This is a genomic window from Psychroserpens sp. AS72 (assembly GCF_038900375.1).
GTDB lineage: Bacteria > Bacteroidota > Bacteroidia > Flavobacteriales > Flavobacteriaceae > Psychroserpens.
In genome coordinates this window covers 1-17,291 of sequence record NZ_JBBMRC010000002.1, presented here as the reverse complement: position 1 = coordinate 17,291, position 17,291 = coordinate 1, and the positions used below count along the sequence as shown (strand labels likewise).

Sequence of the window (17,291 nt, the reverse complement as noted above, 5' to 3'; positions counted from 1 at the left end):
TGTCGCTATTAACAATATAATCAAGTTATTAACAGTTAAATTGTTGATGACCTGTTAAGATTGAGACAATACAAATTCATTATTAGAATACATTTTTTTTACTTTCGTACTTATGAAACAACCCAACCCACTTCAAGGATATCCAATAGATAAAAGCACAATTATTAGCTTAGAAAAAGGTAAAATACCACCTCAAGCTCTTGATTTAGAAGAGGTTGTGCTTGGCGCTATGATGATCGATAAAAAAGGAGTCGATGAGGTGATTGACATTTTAAGTGTTGACGCTTTCTATAAAGATGCACATAAACACATCTTTGAATCTATTTTCAAATTATTTGAAAACAGTGAGCCTATTGACTTATTAACCGTTTCTAGTCAATTAAAGAAAGATGCAAAACTAGATTTAATAGGTGGTGATTTTTACTTAATTTCTTTAACCCAACGTGTGTCATCTTCTGCGCATATTGAGTTTCATGCTCGTATTATTCTTCAAAAATATATTCAGCGAAGTTTAATTAAAATTTCCAACGAAATTATAGAAGAAGCATACGATGAAACCAAAGATGTTTTTGATTTATTAGATACTGCCGAAGCTAAATTGTATGAAGTCACCCAAGGTAACGTCAAAAAATCTACGGAGTCTGCTCAAAGTTTGGTAATTCAAGCAAAAAAGAAAATTGAAGAGATTTCCAATAAAGAGGGAATGAGTGGTATTCCAACAGGATTTACCAAATTAGATAAGTTGACCTCAGGATGGCAACCAAGTGATTTAATCATTATTGCTGCACGTCCAGGTATGGGTAAAACAGCATTTACATTAACGATGGCAAGAAATGTTGCTGTAGATAGTAATATTCCAGTTGCGTTTTTCTCGCTGGAGATGTCATCTGTACAATTAATAACACGTTTAATTTCTTCGGAAACGAACCTATCTTCGGAAAAGTTAAGAACCGGAAAATTAGAAAAGCACGAGTGGGAACAGCTCAATGTGAAAGTGAAGACTTTAGAAAAAGCACCTTTGTTTATTGATGATACACCATCGTTATCTATTTTTGATTTACGTGCAAAAGCAAGACGTTTAGCGTCTCAATACGGAATTAAAATGATTATGATTGATTACTTGCAGTTAATGACAGCAGGTGGAAGTCAAAAAGGAGGAAATCGTGAACAAGAGATTTCAACCATTTCTAGAAACCTAAAAGCACTAGCAAAAGAATTAGCAATTCCGGTAATTGCATTATCTCAGTTATCTCGTGCAGTAGAAACGCGTGGTGGAAGTAAACGTCCATTACTATCAGATTTACGTGAATCTGGAGCAATTGAGCAAGATGCAGATATTGTATCCTTTATATACAGACCAGAATACTACAAAATTGACGAATGGGATGATGATGAACGTTCACCAACCGAAGGTCAAGGAGAATTTATCGTTGCAAAACATAGAAATGGTGGACTAGAAAGTATTAGATTGAAGTTTATTGGACATTTAGGTAAGTTTGATAATCTAGATGATTTTGATACGCCTTTTGGAGAGTTTCATTCTAAAATGAATGCTGCAGCAAATGATAATACATTTACTCCAGATAAATTCCCATCAGCTTCAGATGCTTTTGGAACTCCAGAGGAAGATGATAACGATGTGCCATTTTAAATAATTAATTATGATAAAAGTAAAACAGCTTTTATGTTTAAAATTGGTTTTAATCGCATTGTCATTATTTTTTATGACGTCATGTGGAAGTTTCAAATCCAGTACATCTAAAACAGTAGCTGAAAAAACTAAAAATTCAAGCTCTTTAAATAATGATGGGTTGTCTATTGATAATGCAGTAGTTATAAAAGCGAAAAACAGTTTTGAAGGAATCCCTAAAGAATATGAATTTATAGATAGAAAGCACGGTAAACGTGGAGTAGGTTGGAAGTTTAAGACACAATCTCTAAATCGTAAGGATGGAAAAAGTTTTGATGTAATATCAATTATAGACACGAAAACTAATAAGCAATTAAAATATTATTTTGATATTACCGATTTCTACGGTAAATTTTAAGATACTCTTAATTTATATCAAAGTATTTTCCCCTAAATTTGCTTTTAAGAATTTATTTTGATTTTTAGTTTTAAACCGAGAGGTTTCGCTTTTGTGATGTAATGAAGCTGTTTTTTTTTAACATAGCATCGCTACGATAAAAAGAAATAGCGAAATTAGAGTGCAAAAATGGAAATTTTGCAGGTAAAAGAAAAAGTCAAAATGAATTTTTGATTAAGAAATAACCATTGCCTCATGTTAGAACAAAGACGAACAACTAATATTTTACTACTTTTTATAGTAGTACCTGTTGTATTTTATTTACTTAAGATTTTATCTTTTATTTTCATACCATTGATTTCTTCAATGTTTATTGCCTTATTGTTTTTACCATTAATGCGATGGTTAGGACGACGTAATGTGCCAAGACTATTGAGTATTATTATTGTAGTAGCAGTTATTGGATTAGGTGTTTTTATTGGTGTCGAACTGGTACAACTGTCAAGTAAGCAGATTTTATCTAATGAAACAGGCTTTTTTGCTAAGGCAGAAGTGAAAATCAATGATTTGATGTTATATATGCAAGACAAAGTTGGTATGGAATACAATCCAGATGGTAACTTTTTAGCTCAGTTTTTCGCAAAAGAAAGTATTGGATCTACTTTTGATTTCGTTAGAAAATTTCTAACTAACATCTTAATGATTGTCTTTTTTACCATTCTATGGTTATCTGAGTCTATTAATATGCATCAAGTTTTAAATAATACGATATTAAAGCGAAAGCATACATCTATTAAAGCATTCATGAAAATTGAAAGAGACTTAATTACATTCATTAAGGTTAAGTTTTTAGTTAGTGCACTTACTGGGATATTTACAGGTTTAGCTTGTGTTTATTTTGATGTGAGTTTTCCGATATTTTGGGGCTTATTTGGATTTTTAATCAACTTCGTTCAAATGGTAGGTTCATTTATATGCGTTATTTTATTATCAATTTTTGCGTTTGTAGAATTAGATCCTACAAGTACATTATTCTTTTTCATTCTCTCAATAACCTTAGTTCAAGTATTGTTTGGAGCCATATTAGAACCAATTTTTATGGGAAAATCCTTTTCTATAAACGTCATAGCTGTGTTAATTATGTTGATGCTTTGGGGATTTATTTGGGGAATTCCAGGTTTAATAATGGCCATTCCAATTACAGTGTTTATTAAAATTATTCTTGAGCAATTTCCAGGTACTAAAACTATTGCATCCTTACTTTCTGGTCCAGAACCTAAAATAAAATCTATGGGAAAGTAGAGTTGTTTTTGTAGAATAATTGTTCTTATAATTTAAATCTTAAGTTTTATCCACAAGAGTAAGTCTGTGACTGAAAACTGTGATTGAAAACTCTTTTAAATCTCACAAATAACTTCAACTGTCAACCAAAATATTTATCTTTCTAGAATCATATTTAATTTCAAAAAATGGTTCACGGAACGCATAATGCTGTCGCAGATGACAGGAATAAAGACATAAAAATCTATATTAATGGAGACTATTTCCGAAGAGAAGATGCTAAAATATCAGTATTTGATAGTGGATATCTCGTAGGAGATGGAATTTGGGAAGCCTTACGTTTACATAAAGGTGTGCTCGTATTTCTCAACGATCATTTAGATCGTTTATGGACATCTGCAGCAAGTGTTGGTATGAAATTTCCGTTTTCTAAAGAAGAATTGACAACTATTGTTTGGGATGTTCTCAACCAAAATAATATGAAAGATCATGTTCATGTGCGGATTATGATCACTCGAGGTATTAAAAAAACACCTTCCCAAGATCCAAGACTCACCATTTCTGGACCTAATATTGTTATTATTCCTGAATACAAAAAAGCTTCCGAAGAAAGTAAAGAAAAAGGAATTACACTTTTTACATCTACAATAAGACGTGGTTCTCCAGATTATCTAGACCCTAGATTGAATTGCCATAGTAAATTACACGAAGTTCAAGCACTTATTCAAGCAATAGAAGCTGGAGCAGACGAAGCGCTCATGCTTGATGTCAATGGATTTGTATCAACTTGTAATGCAACCAATTTTTTCATTGTAAAAAATGATGAAGTTTGGACGTCCACTGGTCAATACTGTATGAATGGGATCACTAGAGCTAAAGTGATTGAAGCTTGTAAACGAAATAATATTACGTGTCATCAAAAAGATTTTTCATTATTTGATGTGTATGGTGCAGATGAAGCTTTTGTCACTGGAACTTTTGGAGGTTTAACTCCAGTAACCAAAATTGACGGACGAGAAATTGGTACAAAATCGTATGGAGATATGACTAAAAAGTTGAGTAGTTTATATCATGAACTTATTAATGAAGCGGTTGCAAATGGCTAAAACTATTAAGCGAATATCTATTTGGTCTGGCCCTAGAAATATTTCTACTGCATTAATGTATAGTTTTGCTCAGCGCACTGACACCAAGGTTTTTGATGAACCTTTATATGCTTATTATTTACGAAATTCTAAAGCTGTAGAATATCATCCTGGAGCTGACGATATTTTATCTACGATGGAGAATGATGGTGAAAAAGTGGTGGACATGATGATTAATTCTTCGGAAAGTGATGTGCTTTTTTTTAAGAATATGACACATCATTTGTTAGATTTAGATCGTTCATTTATGAAAGGATTGACCAATGTTATATTGACAAGAAACCCTTCGGAAATGTTGCCGTCTTTTGCTAAAGTCATTAAGAATCCAACGCTTTATGATGTGGGTTATAAATTGCACATCGATTTAATTGAAGAGTTTAAAAAGCAAAATATTGATTTTGTGGTTTTAGATTCTAAGAATGTATTATTAAATCCTGAAGGAGTATTGAGACAATTATGCGAGCATATTGACATTCCGTTTGATAAAAACATGCTCAAATGGGAACCATCCAAACGTCCTGAAGATGGCATATGGTCAACTTATTGGTATGATAATGTACATAAATCATCTGGGTTTTCTAAATATAAACCTAAAACAGATCCTTTTCCGAAGCATTTAAAACCATTATTAAAAGAATGCCTTCCATATTACAATGAGTTAAAGAAGTTGGCGTTATCATAAAAAACTATAAAACTATATTAAAGGGTTTAGCTTCGGAATAATTTTTGAGTATATTTCAACATGCGAAAATGAAAAATTAGCAATGAAAAAGACAATTATCTTAGTATTTATATTACTTGTTTCTATGCAATCTTATGCGTCCTACATTTTAATTCCTATGGATGCTGAAGGTCAAGGCAACCATTTAAAAGCTTATGGTATTACGTATTGGACGCTAGAAAAACAGTTAAAAGTCAAATGGCTTTTAAATTATAAAGGTGGTTCTTTTTTGTTACCAGATTCTGAAGAAATTCAAAGAGAATGTCAAATTAGAGGTGTTACTTTTGAGGTCATCTCCAATTCTAAAGCAGAAGAAATTTTAGAAATGATTGCTAGTCCGTCACAAAATATGGAAGCAGTCGTTTTAGAAAAAGCGCCTAAAATTGCAGTCTATACACCAAAAGGTTTACAACCTTGGGATGATGCTGTGACTATGGTTTTGACGTATGCCGAAATTCCTTATGAAACTATTTATGACGAAGAAGTATTAAATGACGCTTTACTACTTTATGATTGGCTACACTTACATCATGAAGATTTTACAGGACAGTATGGTAAGTTTTATAGAGCATATCGTTCTGCATCTTGGTATATTCAAGAAAAAAAGACTGCAGAAGAATTGGCGACGAGATTAGGTTATTCTAAAGTTTCCGAAGAAAAATTAGCAGTTGCAAAAAAAATTAGAGAATATGTGATAGGAGGCGGATTTATGTTTGCCATGTGTAGTGCAACAGATAGTTTTGATATCGCATTGTCTGCAGATGGTGTTGATATTTGTGAGCCAATGTTTGATGGAGATGGGAGTGATGCTGGCTATCAAAACAAAATTGATTATTCTAAAACCTTCGCATTTAAGGATTTTTTATTGGAAACAAGTCCTAATGTGTATGAGTTTTCTTCAATTGATATGACAAGAAAACGTCGTATCCCGAAAACTACAGATTATTTTTCGCTCATGGAGTTCTCAGCAAAATGGGACCCAATTCCTGCAATGCTCAACCAAAATCATACTGCTTTAGTTAAAGGCTTTATGGGACAAACCACATCTTTTACGAGAGAGGAGATTAAGTCTAACGTATTGGTTTTAGGTGAAAACAAAACTAATGGTGAAGCAAAATACATACATGGAATTAAGGGAAAAGGCTTTTTTACGTTTTATGGAGGACATGATCCAGAAGATTATACGCACAAAGTTGGTGATCCAAAAACCGAGTTAGATTTGCATCCTACATCTCCAGGATACAGATTAATACTTAATAATGTTTTATTTCCTGCTGCTAAAAAGAAGAAGCAAAAAACGTAATTATAATCCATTTTTGTAGATGTTACGCATTGCTTTAGACCGCATTTTTTCGTAAATTTTAAATTGAGCTTGAGTTAATATTTGTTTTAAGAACATTTCTTTTTCATTTAATAGTCCTTTCATTTTAAAGTATTTTGCTAATTTACTTCTATCAGAAGTGATAACTTCTTTTTCAACTTTTTCAGCATAAATTAAATTTAGACTATCAATGGTAGGGATTTGAGTCTTAGTAAGGTTCAGTTTCTTTGACATTTCCTTAGTTTGTAAGGTAGCTCTTTTTAAAGGTGTATTAAGACTGTCAGGAATCTGTTGTCCATACACTAGTGTTGTGAATATCATGCTAATCAGTAATAGATGTCTTCTTATTTTTTCTTGTAATCGCATAGAATTTTTTGTGATAGTGTTTATGATTAGTTTTCATCAGAGTATCCCAGAAATTAAAGTATAATCCATAATTAGCATTGGCTTTTTGATGATGCATGTTATGATGGGTAGACGTGTTTATCCATTTTAAAATAGGATGCTTGATAAACCAAGAAGGTAAAAACTCGTATCCTAAATGTCCCATTATATTAAAACCTAGAGAAATATTAAAGAAGATGAAAATAGCTAAAGGATGCATTGGTAAGAATAATATAATCACAGGTATGATAGCAGCTTCTATAATAGCTTCAGTTACATCAAAAGAAAAAGCTGTAAATGGTGTTGGATTTCTCGATTGATGATGGACTTTATGAAATATTGCAAATAACTTTGGATGATGTATAAAGCGATGTATCCAGTAAAAATAACTATCATGTAGAAGTAGTATAATTAAAATAGAAAGGAAAAAATATCCTGATCCATAGAGACTTAAATCTGTATAAATTTTAGTTAAATCATTAATTTTTAACGCATAAACGCACAAGCCAATACCTGTAAAAACTATAGCTGTTGAGAAGCTATGTTTTATTTCTTTTTTTATTCTAATCAGTTTTGGGAATTTTTTTTGAATACGTTTATGCTTAAACCTTTGCTTTTTGAATAGGTAGAATATGCTATACAGAATTCCAGAAAAAAATAGATATCTAAGAAAAACAATACTGATGGCAATTGTTACTGCTTGTATTATTCCAAAGTTTGAGATTAAATATTCCATGCACGTTGTTTTTAAATGGATAAAATAGAAGATGATTGTACCAATCAGAGCAAAGCATTTGGCACAATGTTCTGCTTTGCTCATCATGGCTACAAATCAACCTACCCTATATTTATGACGTATGTGTTTTCGTTTATAGTTAAAGTGGCAGTTTCGTCGCCATTAAAAATTAGACTGCCTTCAAAAGAAAAATTAGTATTCTGACTTGTGCCAGTTAAGGTTAGAGATGCTGTTCCTGAGGTGATGTTGCTTGTGCTCTTGTCGATAACAATATCTGTTAAGGTTACAGTTAAGATGCTTGTGACACTTCTTGTATTTACAACGTTTAATTCTTGCATGCCATTTCTTACATAGTCTCCATTTAATACCATGGTTTCAGATGAAGGTTGTAAGCCTATAATGTCAAAGTTAGATGTCGAATAATCATTTGAAATAATATGTTGTGTACTATAATTTCCATCTGTTGAAGAAGAAAAAGTAACAGATTGCGGAATTCCAATACTGTTGCAAGTCATTTCGTAACTCCAATCTACAGTATATGAAGCTTGAACAATACTTTCTTCATAATTTACAACATAGGTGTCGTTGTAGATTACACTACAATCTTCGTTTATAGTAATGTCAGCTGTTAGGCTCTCTGAAAATGTTTTAGAGGTATCATTAAATCCAGCAGTACTTTTTCGTAGTGATGATTCAATAAGTTCAACAGCTTCTTCTTCATTGAGTTCTGTAGTTTTAGGTGTTACTGTATTGTCATCATTTGAACTGCATGAAGTAGTAACGATAATCAGATTCATTGTAATTAGTCCGATAAAAAAAAGTTTTGAAATTTTCATAATATTAATGTGTTTTGGTTTATAATTATGAGACAAATATTCTAGATTTTTAAATTCTAATAAAAAGAGTTCAACCAAATGCTCTAAAAACTCATCGAGTAGCACTTTTAGAACTTTTTCACTGTTTGTTGAAGAAAGTCTACAGTTGGTTTAAAAACCATTGTATCAATAGTCTTTTAGACTACTTTTGAGTAATTAATATGAAAAGTAAAACTTTAATATACTGTACACATATCTGTTTTTGGATTGGCTATTTAGCAATTCAAACTTGGGTGTTTTCTTATTTTTTGGACTTCCATACAAGTTTGCTAAGAGGCTGTATTAATGGTGTGCCATTGATGCTTTTGGCATATACTAATATTTGGGCTGTAAACACGTTTTTTGAAAATAAAAAGTATGTTTTGTATGGTCTCATAGTATTGCTTATAATGATTGTAGTTTCATTGATAAGGCTTTATATTAATGTCACATTTCCCAGTTTTAAGACTGATTTTGGGTTTTTAGAACAAGAAGAATCACTTCTCATTGGTATCATTCTTAGTAATATTTTGATTTTGATGTTTAGTGCATTTTACCAAATTTTAGTTAATAGATTTGTAAAAACAAAGCAACAAGCTTTTGAGTTGCAAGCATATCAAGAAGCGCAATTGCAATATTTGAGATCACAAATGAATCCACATTTTTTATTCAATACCTTAAATAACATTTATTCATTAGCGACTGTTAAATCTGATAAGACAGCTCCAATGGTATTGAAACTTTCACATTTGTTACGTTATATGGTTTATCAAGAAGACCAAACTTTAGTATTGCTAGAAAATGAAATAGCTTTAATACAAGATTATATCGACTTGTATAAACTAAAATCTGAAGACAATTTAAATGTCACCATGCATATTCATGGAAAAATAAAAAAACAGATGATTGAACCTATGATCTTAATTCCAATTATCGAAAACAGCTTTAAGCATAGTGATTTAGAGACCAATGCAAATGCCTTTATAAAAATAGATATAAGTGTTGAAGATACTAGTTTTGCATTTAAAGTTTCTAATACTAAAAACGATGCATTAAAGCAAAAAGATGAAGTAGGAGGTATTGGTTTAAATAATATTAAGAAACGTTTGAAGATTTTAAATCCAGAACATTCTTTTATATTGAATGAAACAGAAACAATGTTTGTTGTAAATTTAAAATTGAAATTAGCCCATCCATACCATGTCTAAATTAAAAGTTTTAATCGTTGATGATGAGTATTTAGCTTTGAATCTTTTGTCTGGTTTTATCGAACAGATCTCAGATTTAGAACTTGTGGATAGTATAAAAAATCCAATAGAAGCCTTACAAGTATTAAGCACAAATTCGATAGATATTTTGTTTTTAGACATTCAAATGCCTTCTTTATCTGGCGTTAATTTATTAAAATCTTTAAAAAATCCTCCAGTAGTTATTTTTACTACAGCTTATTCTGAGTTTGCTCTTGAAGCATTTGATTTAAATGTTGTAGATTATTTGCTAAAGCCATTTAGTTTTGAACGATTTTTACAAGCTGTTAATAAAGCTAAGGAGCTTTGTTATAAAGAGAATCGAACCACAGAACATATCGATTTAGAAAAAATAGAATTTGTTACTGTTAAAACTGAAGGGAAAATTGTAAAAATTTTTACCGATGACATTTTGTTTGTTGAAGGTATGAAAGAATATGTTAGGTTTCGATGTATAAATGATAACCATATGGTGTTTGAGCGAATGAAAAATATTGAAAAACTACTTCCTGATAATTTTATTAGAGTTCATAAATCTTTTATTATAGCCAAAGATAAAGTAACTGCTTGCCATGGAAATCAATTAGAAATAGGATCTTTTAAAGTGCCACTAAGTAGAGATAAAAAAGAAGAAGTGATTTTAGCTGTTTTTGGTAATTAAGATTTTTAAAAAGCCGATTCAAATCTGAATCGGCTTTTAAGTTTTAATGAGATCCTACATGACATCCACAAGCGCCTCTTGTGAAACTTTGAGTTTCTTCGTGCCAAGGAAAAGCTTGATTGTATTTATTGTTTTCCCAATAGAACTTTGTTCGTTCTTTAGGTTCGTTACCAATTTCATTCATCGTTTCAGTATCATATAAACGACCATTTATCATGGTGTAAATAATGCTTTCAGAATTTCTAATATCTTCTAATGGATTTTTATCCATGATAATTAAATCTGCTAGTTTACCTTCTTTTAGTGAACCTATATCATTTCCGGCGCCAATATAATTAGCACCATTTATAGTAGCTGCTTGTAGGGCTTCATGATTAGACATACCACCTTGTTGTAACATCCATAATTCCCAATGAGCACCTAAACCTTGTAGTTGTCCGTGAGCACCAAGATTTACTTTAACACCAGCATCACTCAATGCTTTACAAGTTTTTGAAACCAAAATATGACCGTTTTCATATTCTTCATCAGGAATCATAAGACGATTTCTTGAGCGTGCATCTATAATTCCTCTAGGTGTATATTTTAAGAGTTTTTCATTTTCCCAAACATTCGTTTTTTGATACCAGTACATTTCACCATTCATTCCTCCATAATTCACAATAAGCGTAGGCGTATAACCAACATTACTTTGTCCCCAAAGTTCTAAAACATCTTTATAAACTGGAGCAACAGGAATATTATGTTCTACACCAGTATGACCATCCATTACCATAGTTATATTATGATAAAACGTTGATCCACCTTCAGGCACTACAAAAATACCTTCCTCTCGAGCAGCTTGTAAAACCTGTTGTCTTTGCTCACGTCGTGGCTGATTATAACTTTTAACTGACAATGCACCAAAAGCTTTTGTCCTTCTAATTGATGAACGTGCATCTTCGAGATTGTTTATTACAGCTTTAAAATCTCCATCTGCTCCATATAATATAAATCCAGTAGAGTAGAGGCGTGGTCCAACGAGTGTTCCATTTTTTTGTAATTCGGAAAGCGCAAAAACAGTTTCAGAATTTGCAGAAGGATCATGAGAAGTTGTCACTCCATAAGCAAGATTTGCGTAAAATTGCCAGTGCTTTTGTGTGGTCAAACCATATCTAAAACCTCCAATATGAGCATGTGCATCAACCATTCCAGGCATAATTGTTTTCCCAGTGACATCATAAACTTTAGCATCCTTAGGTATGGATACATCAGATGCATTACCAATAGCTATAATTCTATTGTTGTTAATAACGATAGTTCCATTTTCGATGATTTCATCACCTTCCATTGTAATAATTCGAGCTCCTTTTAAAGCAATTTTCCCTTTAGGTTTATCCGTTTTTACTTCTAAGTTTATTTTAATTCCAGATTCTACTAGTTTTATATCTTCGGAAACTTTAGATGAATAATACATATTGCCTAAAGTATAATGTATGGTCTTACTATCTTTTGACCAATGTAAATTGATACCTGCGTCTTTAGATAATTTTGTAATAGGAACAAATTTAGTTTTGTCTGTTAAATCTAAAGTTTTACCAGCCTTAGGCATTGGAGCCATATATACTTTATGTAAATGAACGAAAGCTATCCAATTTCCGTCTGGACTTGGAACGAGACGATTTCCGTGTTTAGATTTTACAAGAACACGTTCGTCAAAACCATTAAGATCGACACTTTTTAATTCTTTGGTTAAAGCACCAAAAAACTGACCACCTTTTTGATAGATAATTCTAGTATCATCAGTATTAAACATCGCATAATCCCCTTCTTTTGAAACACGTTTAGCATTGGACCCATCAGCATTCATAAGATATAAACCTGCGTTTTTAGCAAATGTTCTTCCTTGTTCATTGTTTCCGCTTTCTTTGCGATATACAATTTGTTTACCATTGTGTGCATACGACGGATTTCTATAAATGCCTTTTTCCGAAGATAATTGTATTGGTGTTCCTCCATTTGCAGAAACGGATTGTATTGTGCCTAAATTGAGGTCATTCCATGTAACATATGTGATCGTTTTTCCATCTGGTGAGAAGGCTGGTTCAAATTCAAAATCGGTTCCTGTTGTTAATCGTTTTGCTTTTCCGTTTGGTAATTTCTGTGTGTATAAGTAACCAAGCGCGTTAAATACTAGAGACTTTCCGTCAGGAGAAGTCACCGCATGTCTAATCACTTTGGCATCAAAAGTATCTGGAGCCACAGGTGTATCAACTTCAATTGCTTTTGCAATTTTTATCGTTGCATTAACTTGAAATGGAATATCTGAAACATCAAGTGAGCTTATATTAATCTTATTGATTTTTCCTCCAGACCAAATCACAATGTCTTCATTATTTGGCATCCAGTTGAAATTGGTATAAACACCAAAAATTGCCCAAGCTTCCTGCTGATCTTTATTAAGTTGATCATAGATTGGCCATTCTTCTCCAGTTTCTAAATCATGAATATATAGAACAGATTTTGTACGAACACGTTTTACAAAAGCAAGTTTTTTTCCGTCTCTCGATATTTGCGGACGAGCAGCACCTCCTGGACCACCAGTAATTCTATCGGTTTTACCAGTGTCCATGTCATAACGATTTATCGCATAGATTTGACTGTTTGGATCTTTATTGTACTGAAAAAATCCACCTGGATAAACATCTTCACTATAATACAAATATTTACCATCTGGTGATAAGGTAGGTTCGTTAACATCCTGTTGATCGTTTTTCTTTTTGGTAAGTTGAATCCCACTTCCTCCTGTTTTATGATACATCCACATTTCGCCTGCACCAAGAGAACGACCAGAAGTAAAATGTTTTCTAGCGATTAAGTAATTTCCATCTGGTGTCCAAATAGCATTGTTTAATAACCTGAATTTTTCTTTGGTGACTTGTTTGGCGTCAGAGCCATCACTATTCATAATCCAAATATTGTCGCCTCCACCAGCATCACTTGTAAAAGAGATATGTTGTCCATCAGGACTAAAGCGTGGTTGTATTTCGAAAGGTAGACCTTCTCTTAAGATTTTAGCAGTCCCGCCTTTAATGTCAAGTTTGTAAATATCTCCTAACAAGTCAAAGACTATGGATTTACCATCTGGACTCACATCAAGGTTCATCCAAGTGCCTTCATTTGTAGAGAGCTTCAGTTCATTAAAATCCCAATTACCTTCTGGGTTAGAAACATCCCAAGGTTTCTCTTTTTCATTGTCTTTTTCATTGTCTTGGCTAAAGCTATTTAAAGTAAGGAGTAGAAGGAGGACTGTGATAAGTTGAGTGCGTTTCATTTGATTAGTTTTAATTGAATTGTAAGTTACTAAAAAATGAAACTGTTAGAAATTTATTTATGATAATCCTTCGGAAATTGAAATGTTTAAACATAAAAAAACCGACTCATTTCTGAATCGGTTTTTATAAGCGAATAGATGTTATTAATTAGGCCAACGCCTTATTTTACTTTGTTTACTATAGCTTCAAAAGCTGCAGGATTATTCATTGCTAAATCTGCAAGAACTTTACGGTTCAATTCGATGTTATTAGCTTTAAGTTTTCCCATAAATCTTGAATAGCTCATTCCGTGCTGTCTAGCTCCTGCGTTAATACGCATAATCCATAATGAACGGAAATTTCTCTTTTTAACTCGACGGTCTCTATACGAATATTGCATCGCTTTGTCAACCGCATTTTTTGCTACTGTCCAAACGTTTTTACGTCTTCCAAAGTAACCTTTTGCTTGCTTAAGAACCTTTTTTCTTCTGGCTCTCTTCGCTACTGAATTTACTGATCTTGGCATTTCTTTAATTGTTTTTTGTAGTAGGCGATCGATATTTCGATACTTGCTAAATTATTTTGCCTAACTCCAGGGTTTATAAATTTGTTTTAACCGATTAAAACGATATTACTTTAAACGTAACATTGTTTTAATATTGTTCTCATCTGCTTTATGTACTAAACCATCATGAGTTAATTTAAGCTTACGCTTTTTAGATTTTTTTGTCAAAATATGACTCTTAAAAGCATGCTTTCTTTTGATTTTACCAGTACCTGTAAGCTTAAAACGCTTTTTAGCACTAGATTTTGTTTTCATTTTAGGCATTGTTTCCTATTTTATTTACGATTCGCTTATTATCTTTAATCCTGTTCCGAAGCGTCGGTTCAGTTTATTTTACTTTTTTTGGAGCGATGAACATTGTCATACGCTTACCTTCTAATCTAGGCATTTGTTCAACCTTACCTAATTCTTCAAGATCTTGAGCTAATCTTAATAATAAGATTTGACCTTGTTCTTTAAATATGATTGATCGTCCTTTGAAAAACACAAATGCTTTCAATTTTGCTCCGTCTTTTAAAAACTTCTCAGCATGTTTCTTTTTAAATTCGTAATCATGATCATCTGTTTGAGGACCAAAACGAATTTCTTTGATTGTTACCTTTGTTGCTTTAGATTTTAGAGCTTTATCACGTTTCTTTTGTTCATAAAGAAACTTCTTATAGTCCATAACCTTGCATACAGGAGGATCAGCTTTTGGTGAAATTTCAACAAGATCTAACCCTTGCTCATCTGCAATGGCTAGTGCATCTTTAGTTGCATAAATCCCTACTTCAATATTATCACCTACAAGTCTTATCTTTTCGGCTCTAATTTTAGAGTTAATTTTGTGTTGATCTTCTTTTACGACTCGCTTAGAGTTGTGTCTTCTACGTATTGCTATGGCTTATATATTTAAGTTAAACTAATTTTTATTTAAATGTTTTTAATGTCTTATTGACTTCTTTTGTAACGATTTCTGAAAACTCTTCTACACTAATCATGCCTAAATCTTCACCTCCATGCTGTCTTACAGAAATCTTGTTTTCATTCTCTTCATTCTCGCCAATGATAATCATGAACGGTATTTTGTTCATTTCTGCTTCACGAATTTTCTTTCCAATCGTCTCGTTTCTATTATCTGCGAGGGCGCGAATTTCGTGATTTTCTAGCAAACTTAAAACTTTTTCGGAGTATTTTTCATATTTCTCACTTAATGTCAATACAATTGCTTGCTCAGGCACCAACCATAATGGGAAATTACCACCAGTGTGTTCTAATAAAATTGCAATGAAACGTTCCATGCTTCCAAATGGAGCACGATGTATCATAACAGGTCTGTGTAGTTCATTATCACTACCTTTATAAGTTAAATCAAATCGCTCAGGTAATGTGTAATCTACTTGTATGGTTCCAAGTTGCCATTGTCTTCCTAGCGCATCTTTAACCATGAAATCTAATTTTGGTCCGTAGAAAGCAGCTTCACCTGTTTCAACAACATAGTTTAAACCTTTATCAATAGCAGCATTTAAAATTGCATCTTCAGCTTTTTTCCAGTTTTCGTCACTACCAATATATTTTTCTGGATTTTTAGGATCTCTAAGAGATACTTGAGCTGTGAAATTCTCAAAACCTAATGATCCAAAGACATAAAGTACTAAATCAATAACATCTTTAAACTCTTTGTCTAATTGATCAGGTGTACAGAAAATATGAGCATCATCCTGAGTGAAACCTCTAACACGAGTTAAACCATGTAATTCACCACTTTGTTCATATCTATATACTGTTCCAAATTCAGCAAATCTTTTAGGTAAATCTTTATATGACCATTGACTACTATTGTAAATTTCACAATGATGAGGGCAGTTCATAGGTTTAAGTAAAAATACTTCACCTTCTTTTGGTGTTGTAATAGGCTGAAAGCTATCTTCTCCGTATTTAGCGTAATGACCAGAGGTTTCATATAGTTCTTTCTGTCCAATATGTGGTGTAACTACCATTTCATAACCAGCTTTCTTTTGAGCACTCTTTAAGAAATTCTCTAAACGTTCTCTTAATGCTGCTCCTTTTGGTAACCAGAGAGGTAGGCCTTGACCAACTTTCTGAGAAAACGTAAATAATTCTAATTCTTTACCAAGTTTTCTATGATCTCGTTTTTTTGCTTCTTCTAATAGATGTAAATATTCTGTTAATTCTTTTTGCTTCGGAAATGAGATACCATAAATCCTGGTCAATTGTTTATTGTTTTCGTCACCTCTCCAATAAGCACCTGCAACTGACATTATTTTTACAGCCTTAATAATTCCTGTGTTAGGGATATGTCCACCACGACACAGATCTGTAAATGTTGAATGATCACAGAAAGTGATAGTACCATCCTCAAGGTTTTCAATCAATTCAACTTTATATTCATTATTTTGAGACCTATATAATGTTAAAGCATCTTCTTTACTAACAGCTCGCATTTTAAAATCATGCTTACCTCTAGCTATTTCAATCATTTTATTTTCTATAGCCTTAAAGTCTTTTTCTGAAATCGAATGCTCTCCAAAATCTACATCATAATAAAAGCCGTTTTCAATTGCAGGTCCTATAGATAATTTGATTCCAGGATATAGTTCTTCTAGCGCTTGAGCTAGTACATGTGATGTTGAGTGCCAGAACGCTTTTTTTCCTTCATCGTTTGACCATGTGTAAAGAATTAATGATCCATCATTATATAAAGGAGTAGATGTTTCTATTGTTTCACCATTGAAATTTGCAGAAATAACATTCCTAGCAAATCCCTCACTTATATTCTTAGCAACTCCCATTGGAGTTGTTCCATCTTCAAAAGTTTTAATAGTGCCATCTGGCAAAGTAATATCAATCATATATAGTAACCTAAATAATTAAGTCTACAAAGATAGTATCTTATATAATGACATACAATAGATGTTCTACTTAATCTTTATATATAAGGATTAGTTATTACTTTTGTTTAATTGTAAATTAATCGTCATAACACATTCATTAATAGGTGTTAGAGTTTTAGTTTAAAATTTTTCAGAAATAAATTAAAAAAAGGTTAGGATATA

The 17,291-nt window shown here is 32.2% G+C and carries 16 protein-coding genes; 8 read left to right on the top strand and 8 right to left on the bottom strand.

Going from position 1 to position 17,291, the window contains the following annotated elements:
* Nucleotides 1-112: 112 nt before the first annotated feature.
* The 6 genes from dnaB to WNY78_RS03605 all read left to right on the top strand — a co-directional run bounded on the left by dnaB (nt 113) and on the right by WNY78_RS03605 (nt 6,477).
* Nucleotides 113-1,651, top strand: a complete 1,539-nt coding sequence (gene dnaB / locus WNY78_RS03630) for a replicative DNA helicase (protein ID WP_342871826.1) — start codon at nt 113-115, stop codon at nt 1,649-1,651.
* A 10-nt stretch (nt 1,652-1,661) separates the two neighbouring features.
* A complete protein-coding gene (locus tag WNY78_RS03625) occupies nt 1,662-2,048 on the top strand; it encodes a hypothetical protein (RefSeq protein WP_342871825.1) in 387 nt (128 codons plus the stop codon).
* A 234-nt stretch (nt 2,049-2,282) separates the two neighbouring features.
* Nucleotides 2,283-3,329: an AI-2E family transporter gene (locus tag WNY78_RS03620; protein ID WP_342871824.1), complete on the top strand. Its 1,047-nt coding sequence runs from the start codon at nt 2,283-2,285 to the stop codon at nt 3,327-3,329.
* A 167-nt stretch (nt 3,330-3,496) separates the two neighbouring features.
* Nucleotides 3,497-4,414 carry an aminotransferase class IV gene (locus WNY78_RS03615; protein ID WP_342871823.1) on the top strand — a complete coding sequence of 306 codons (918 nt, stop codon included), beginning with the start codon at nt 3,497-3,499 and terminating at the stop codon, nt 4,412-4,414.
* Nucleotides 4,407-5,135: a sulfotransferase family protein gene (locus WNY78_RS03610; protein ID WP_342871822.1), complete on the top strand. Its 729-nt coding sequence runs from the start codon at nt 4,407-4,409 to the stop codon at nt 5,133-5,135. Before WNY78_RS03615 ends, WNY78_RS03610 begins: the two co-directional genes overlap by 8 nt.
* An 82-nt stretch (nt 5,136-5,217) precedes the next feature.
* Nucleotides 5,218-6,477: an asparagine synthetase B gene (locus WNY78_RS03605; RefSeq protein ID WP_342871821.1), complete on the top strand. Its 1,260-nt coding sequence runs from the start codon at nt 5,218-5,220 to the stop codon at nt 6,475-6,477.
* Here WNY78_RS03605 and WNY78_RS03600 read toward each other — a convergent pair whose 3' ends face one another.
* The 3 genes from WNY78_RS03600 to WNY78_RS03590 all read right to left on the bottom strand — a co-directional run bounded on the left by WNY78_RS03600 (nt 6,478) and on the right by WNY78_RS03590 (nt 8,451).
* Nucleotides 6,478-6,816, bottom strand: a complete 339-nt coding sequence (locus WNY78_RS03600; protein WP_342871820.1) for a hypothetical protein — start codon at nt 6,814-6,816, stop codon at nt 6,478-6,480. It lies immediately after the preceding gene.
* Between the two features lies 1 nt (nt 6,817).
* Nucleotides 6,818-7,615: a sterol desaturase family protein gene (locus WNY78_RS03595; RefSeq protein WP_342871819.1), complete on the bottom strand. Its 798-nt coding sequence runs from the start codon at nt 7,613-7,615 to the stop codon at nt 6,818-6,820.
* A 101-nt stretch (nt 7,616-7,716) separates the two neighbouring features.
* On the bottom strand, nt 7,717-8,451 hold the full coding sequence (locus WNY78_RS03590; protein ID WP_342871818.1) for a hypothetical protein: 735 nt from the start codon (nt 8,449-8,451) through the stop codon (nt 7,717-7,719).
* A gap of 200 nt (nt 8,452-8,651) precedes the next feature.
* Between WNY78_RS03590 and WNY78_RS03585 the strand changes: the two genes are divergently transcribed.
* Together WNY78_RS03585 and WNY78_RS03580 are read left to right on the top strand one after the other, a co-directional pair.
* Nucleotides 8,652-9,677 (top strand): sensor histidine kinase, encoded by a 1,026-nt coding sequence (locus WNY78_RS03585; protein ID WP_342871817.1) that lies wholly within the window; start codon nt 8,652-8,654, stop codon nt 9,675-9,677.
* Complete coding sequence (locus WNY78_RS03580) at nt 9,670-10,377, top strand: response regulator transcription factor (RefSeq protein WP_342871816.1); 708 nt, start codon at nt 9,670-9,672, stop codon at nt 10,375-10,377. The genes WNY78_RS03585 and WNY78_RS03580 overlap by 8 nt, the downstream gene beginning before the upstream one ends.
* A 43-nt stretch (nt 10,378-10,420) precedes the next feature.
* On the opposite strand, the gene WNY78_RS03575 is transcribed toward WNY78_RS03580, so the two are convergent.
* The 5 genes from WNY78_RS03575 to thrS form a co-directional block, all read right to left on the bottom strand.
* Nucleotides 10,421-13,690 carry an amidohydrolase family protein gene (locus WNY78_RS03575; protein WP_342871815.1) on the bottom strand — a complete coding sequence of 1,090 codons (3,270 nt, stop codon included), beginning with the start codon at nt 13,688-13,690 and terminating at the stop codon, nt 10,421-10,423.
* A gap of 161 nt (nt 13,691-13,851) precedes the next feature.
* A complete protein-coding gene (gene rplT / locus WNY78_RS03570; RefSeq protein ID WP_321245548.1) occupies nt 13,852-14,196 on the bottom strand; it encodes a 50S ribosomal protein L20 in 345 nt (114 codons plus the stop codon).
* Between the two features lie 105 nt (nt 14,197-14,301).
* Nucleotides 14,302-14,499, bottom strand: coding sequence for a 50S ribosomal protein L35 (gene rpmI / locus WNY78_RS03565; protein ID WP_020897364.1), 198 nt, complete (start codon nt 14,497-14,499; stop codon nt 14,302-14,304).
* Between the two features lie 64 nt (nt 14,500-14,563).
* Entirely contained in the window at nt 14,564-15,115 is a 552-nt protein-coding gene (gene infC, locus WNY78_RS03560; protein WP_321223362.1) for a translation initiation factor IF-3, read from the bottom strand.
* 28 nt (nt 15,116-15,143) lie between these two features.
* The gene (thrS, locus tag WNY78_RS03555) at nt 15,144-17,087 is read right to left on the bottom strand and encodes a threonine--tRNA ligase (protein WP_342871814.1); all 1,944 of its coding nucleotides are present in this window, start codon (nt 17,085-17,087) and stop codon (nt 15,144-15,146) included.
* Between the last annotated feature and the right edge of the window lie 204 nt (nt 17,088-17,291).

What these genes read in the sequence shown, in the direction of transcription:
- dnaB (WP_342871826.1), top strand. Translation starts at nt 113, where the DNA reads ATGAAACAACCCAACCCACTTCAAGGATATCCAATAGATAAAAGCACA.
- WNY78_RS03625 (WP_342871825.1), top strand. Translation starts at nt 1,662, where the DNA reads ATGATAAAAGTAAAACAGCTTTTATGTTTAAAATTGGTTTTAATCGCA.
- WNY78_RS03620 (WP_342871824.1), top strand. Translation starts at nt 2,283, where the DNA reads ATGTTAGAACAAAGACGAACAACTAATATTTTACTACTTTTTATAGTA.
- WNY78_RS03615 (WP_342871823.1), top strand. Translation starts at nt 3,497, where the DNA reads ATGGTTCACGGAACGCATAATGCTGTCGCAGATGACAGGAATAAAGAC.
- WNY78_RS03610 (WP_342871822.1), top strand. Translation starts at nt 4,407, where the DNA reads ATGGCTAAAACTATTAAGCGAATATCTATTTGGTCTGGCCCTAGAAAT.
- WNY78_RS03605 (WP_342871821.1), top strand. Translation starts at nt 5,218, where the DNA reads ATGAAAAAGACAATTATCTTAGTATTTATATTACTTGTTTCTATGCAA.
- WNY78_RS03600 (WP_342871820.1), bottom strand. Translation starts at nt 6,816, where the DNA reads ATGATATTCACAACACTAGTGTATGGACAACAGATTCCTGACAGTCTT.
- WNY78_RS03595 (WP_342871819.1), bottom strand. Translation starts at nt 7,615, where the DNA reads ATGGAATATTTAATCTCAAACTTTGGAATAATACAAGCAGTAACAATT.
- WNY78_RS03590 (WP_342871818.1), bottom strand. Translation starts at nt 8,451, where the DNA reads ATGAAAATTTCAAAACTTTTTTTTATCGGACTAATTACAATGAATCTG.
- WNY78_RS03585 (WP_342871817.1), top strand. Translation starts at nt 8,652, where the DNA reads ATGAAAAGTAAAACTTTAATATACTGTACACATATCTGTTTTTGGATT.
- WNY78_RS03580 (WP_342871816.1), top strand. Translation starts at nt 9,670, where the DNA reads ATGTCTAAATTAAAAGTTTTAATCGTTGATGATGAGTATTTAGCTTTG.
- WNY78_RS03575 (WP_342871815.1), bottom strand. Translation starts at nt 13,690, where the DNA reads ATGAAACGCACTCAACTTATCACAGTCCTCCTTCTACTCCTTACTTTA.
- rplT (WP_321245548.1), bottom strand. Translation starts at nt 14,196, where the DNA reads ATGCCAAGATCAGTAAATTCAGTAGCGAAGAGAGCCAGAAGAAAAAAG.
- rpmI (WP_020897364.1), bottom strand. Translation starts at nt 14,499, where the DNA reads ATGCCTAAAATGAAAACAAAATCTAGTGCTAAAAAGCGTTTTAAGCTT.
- thrS (WP_342871814.1), bottom strand. Translation starts at nt 17,087, where the DNA reads ATGATTGATATTACTTTGCCAGATGGCACTATTAAAACTTTTGAAGAT.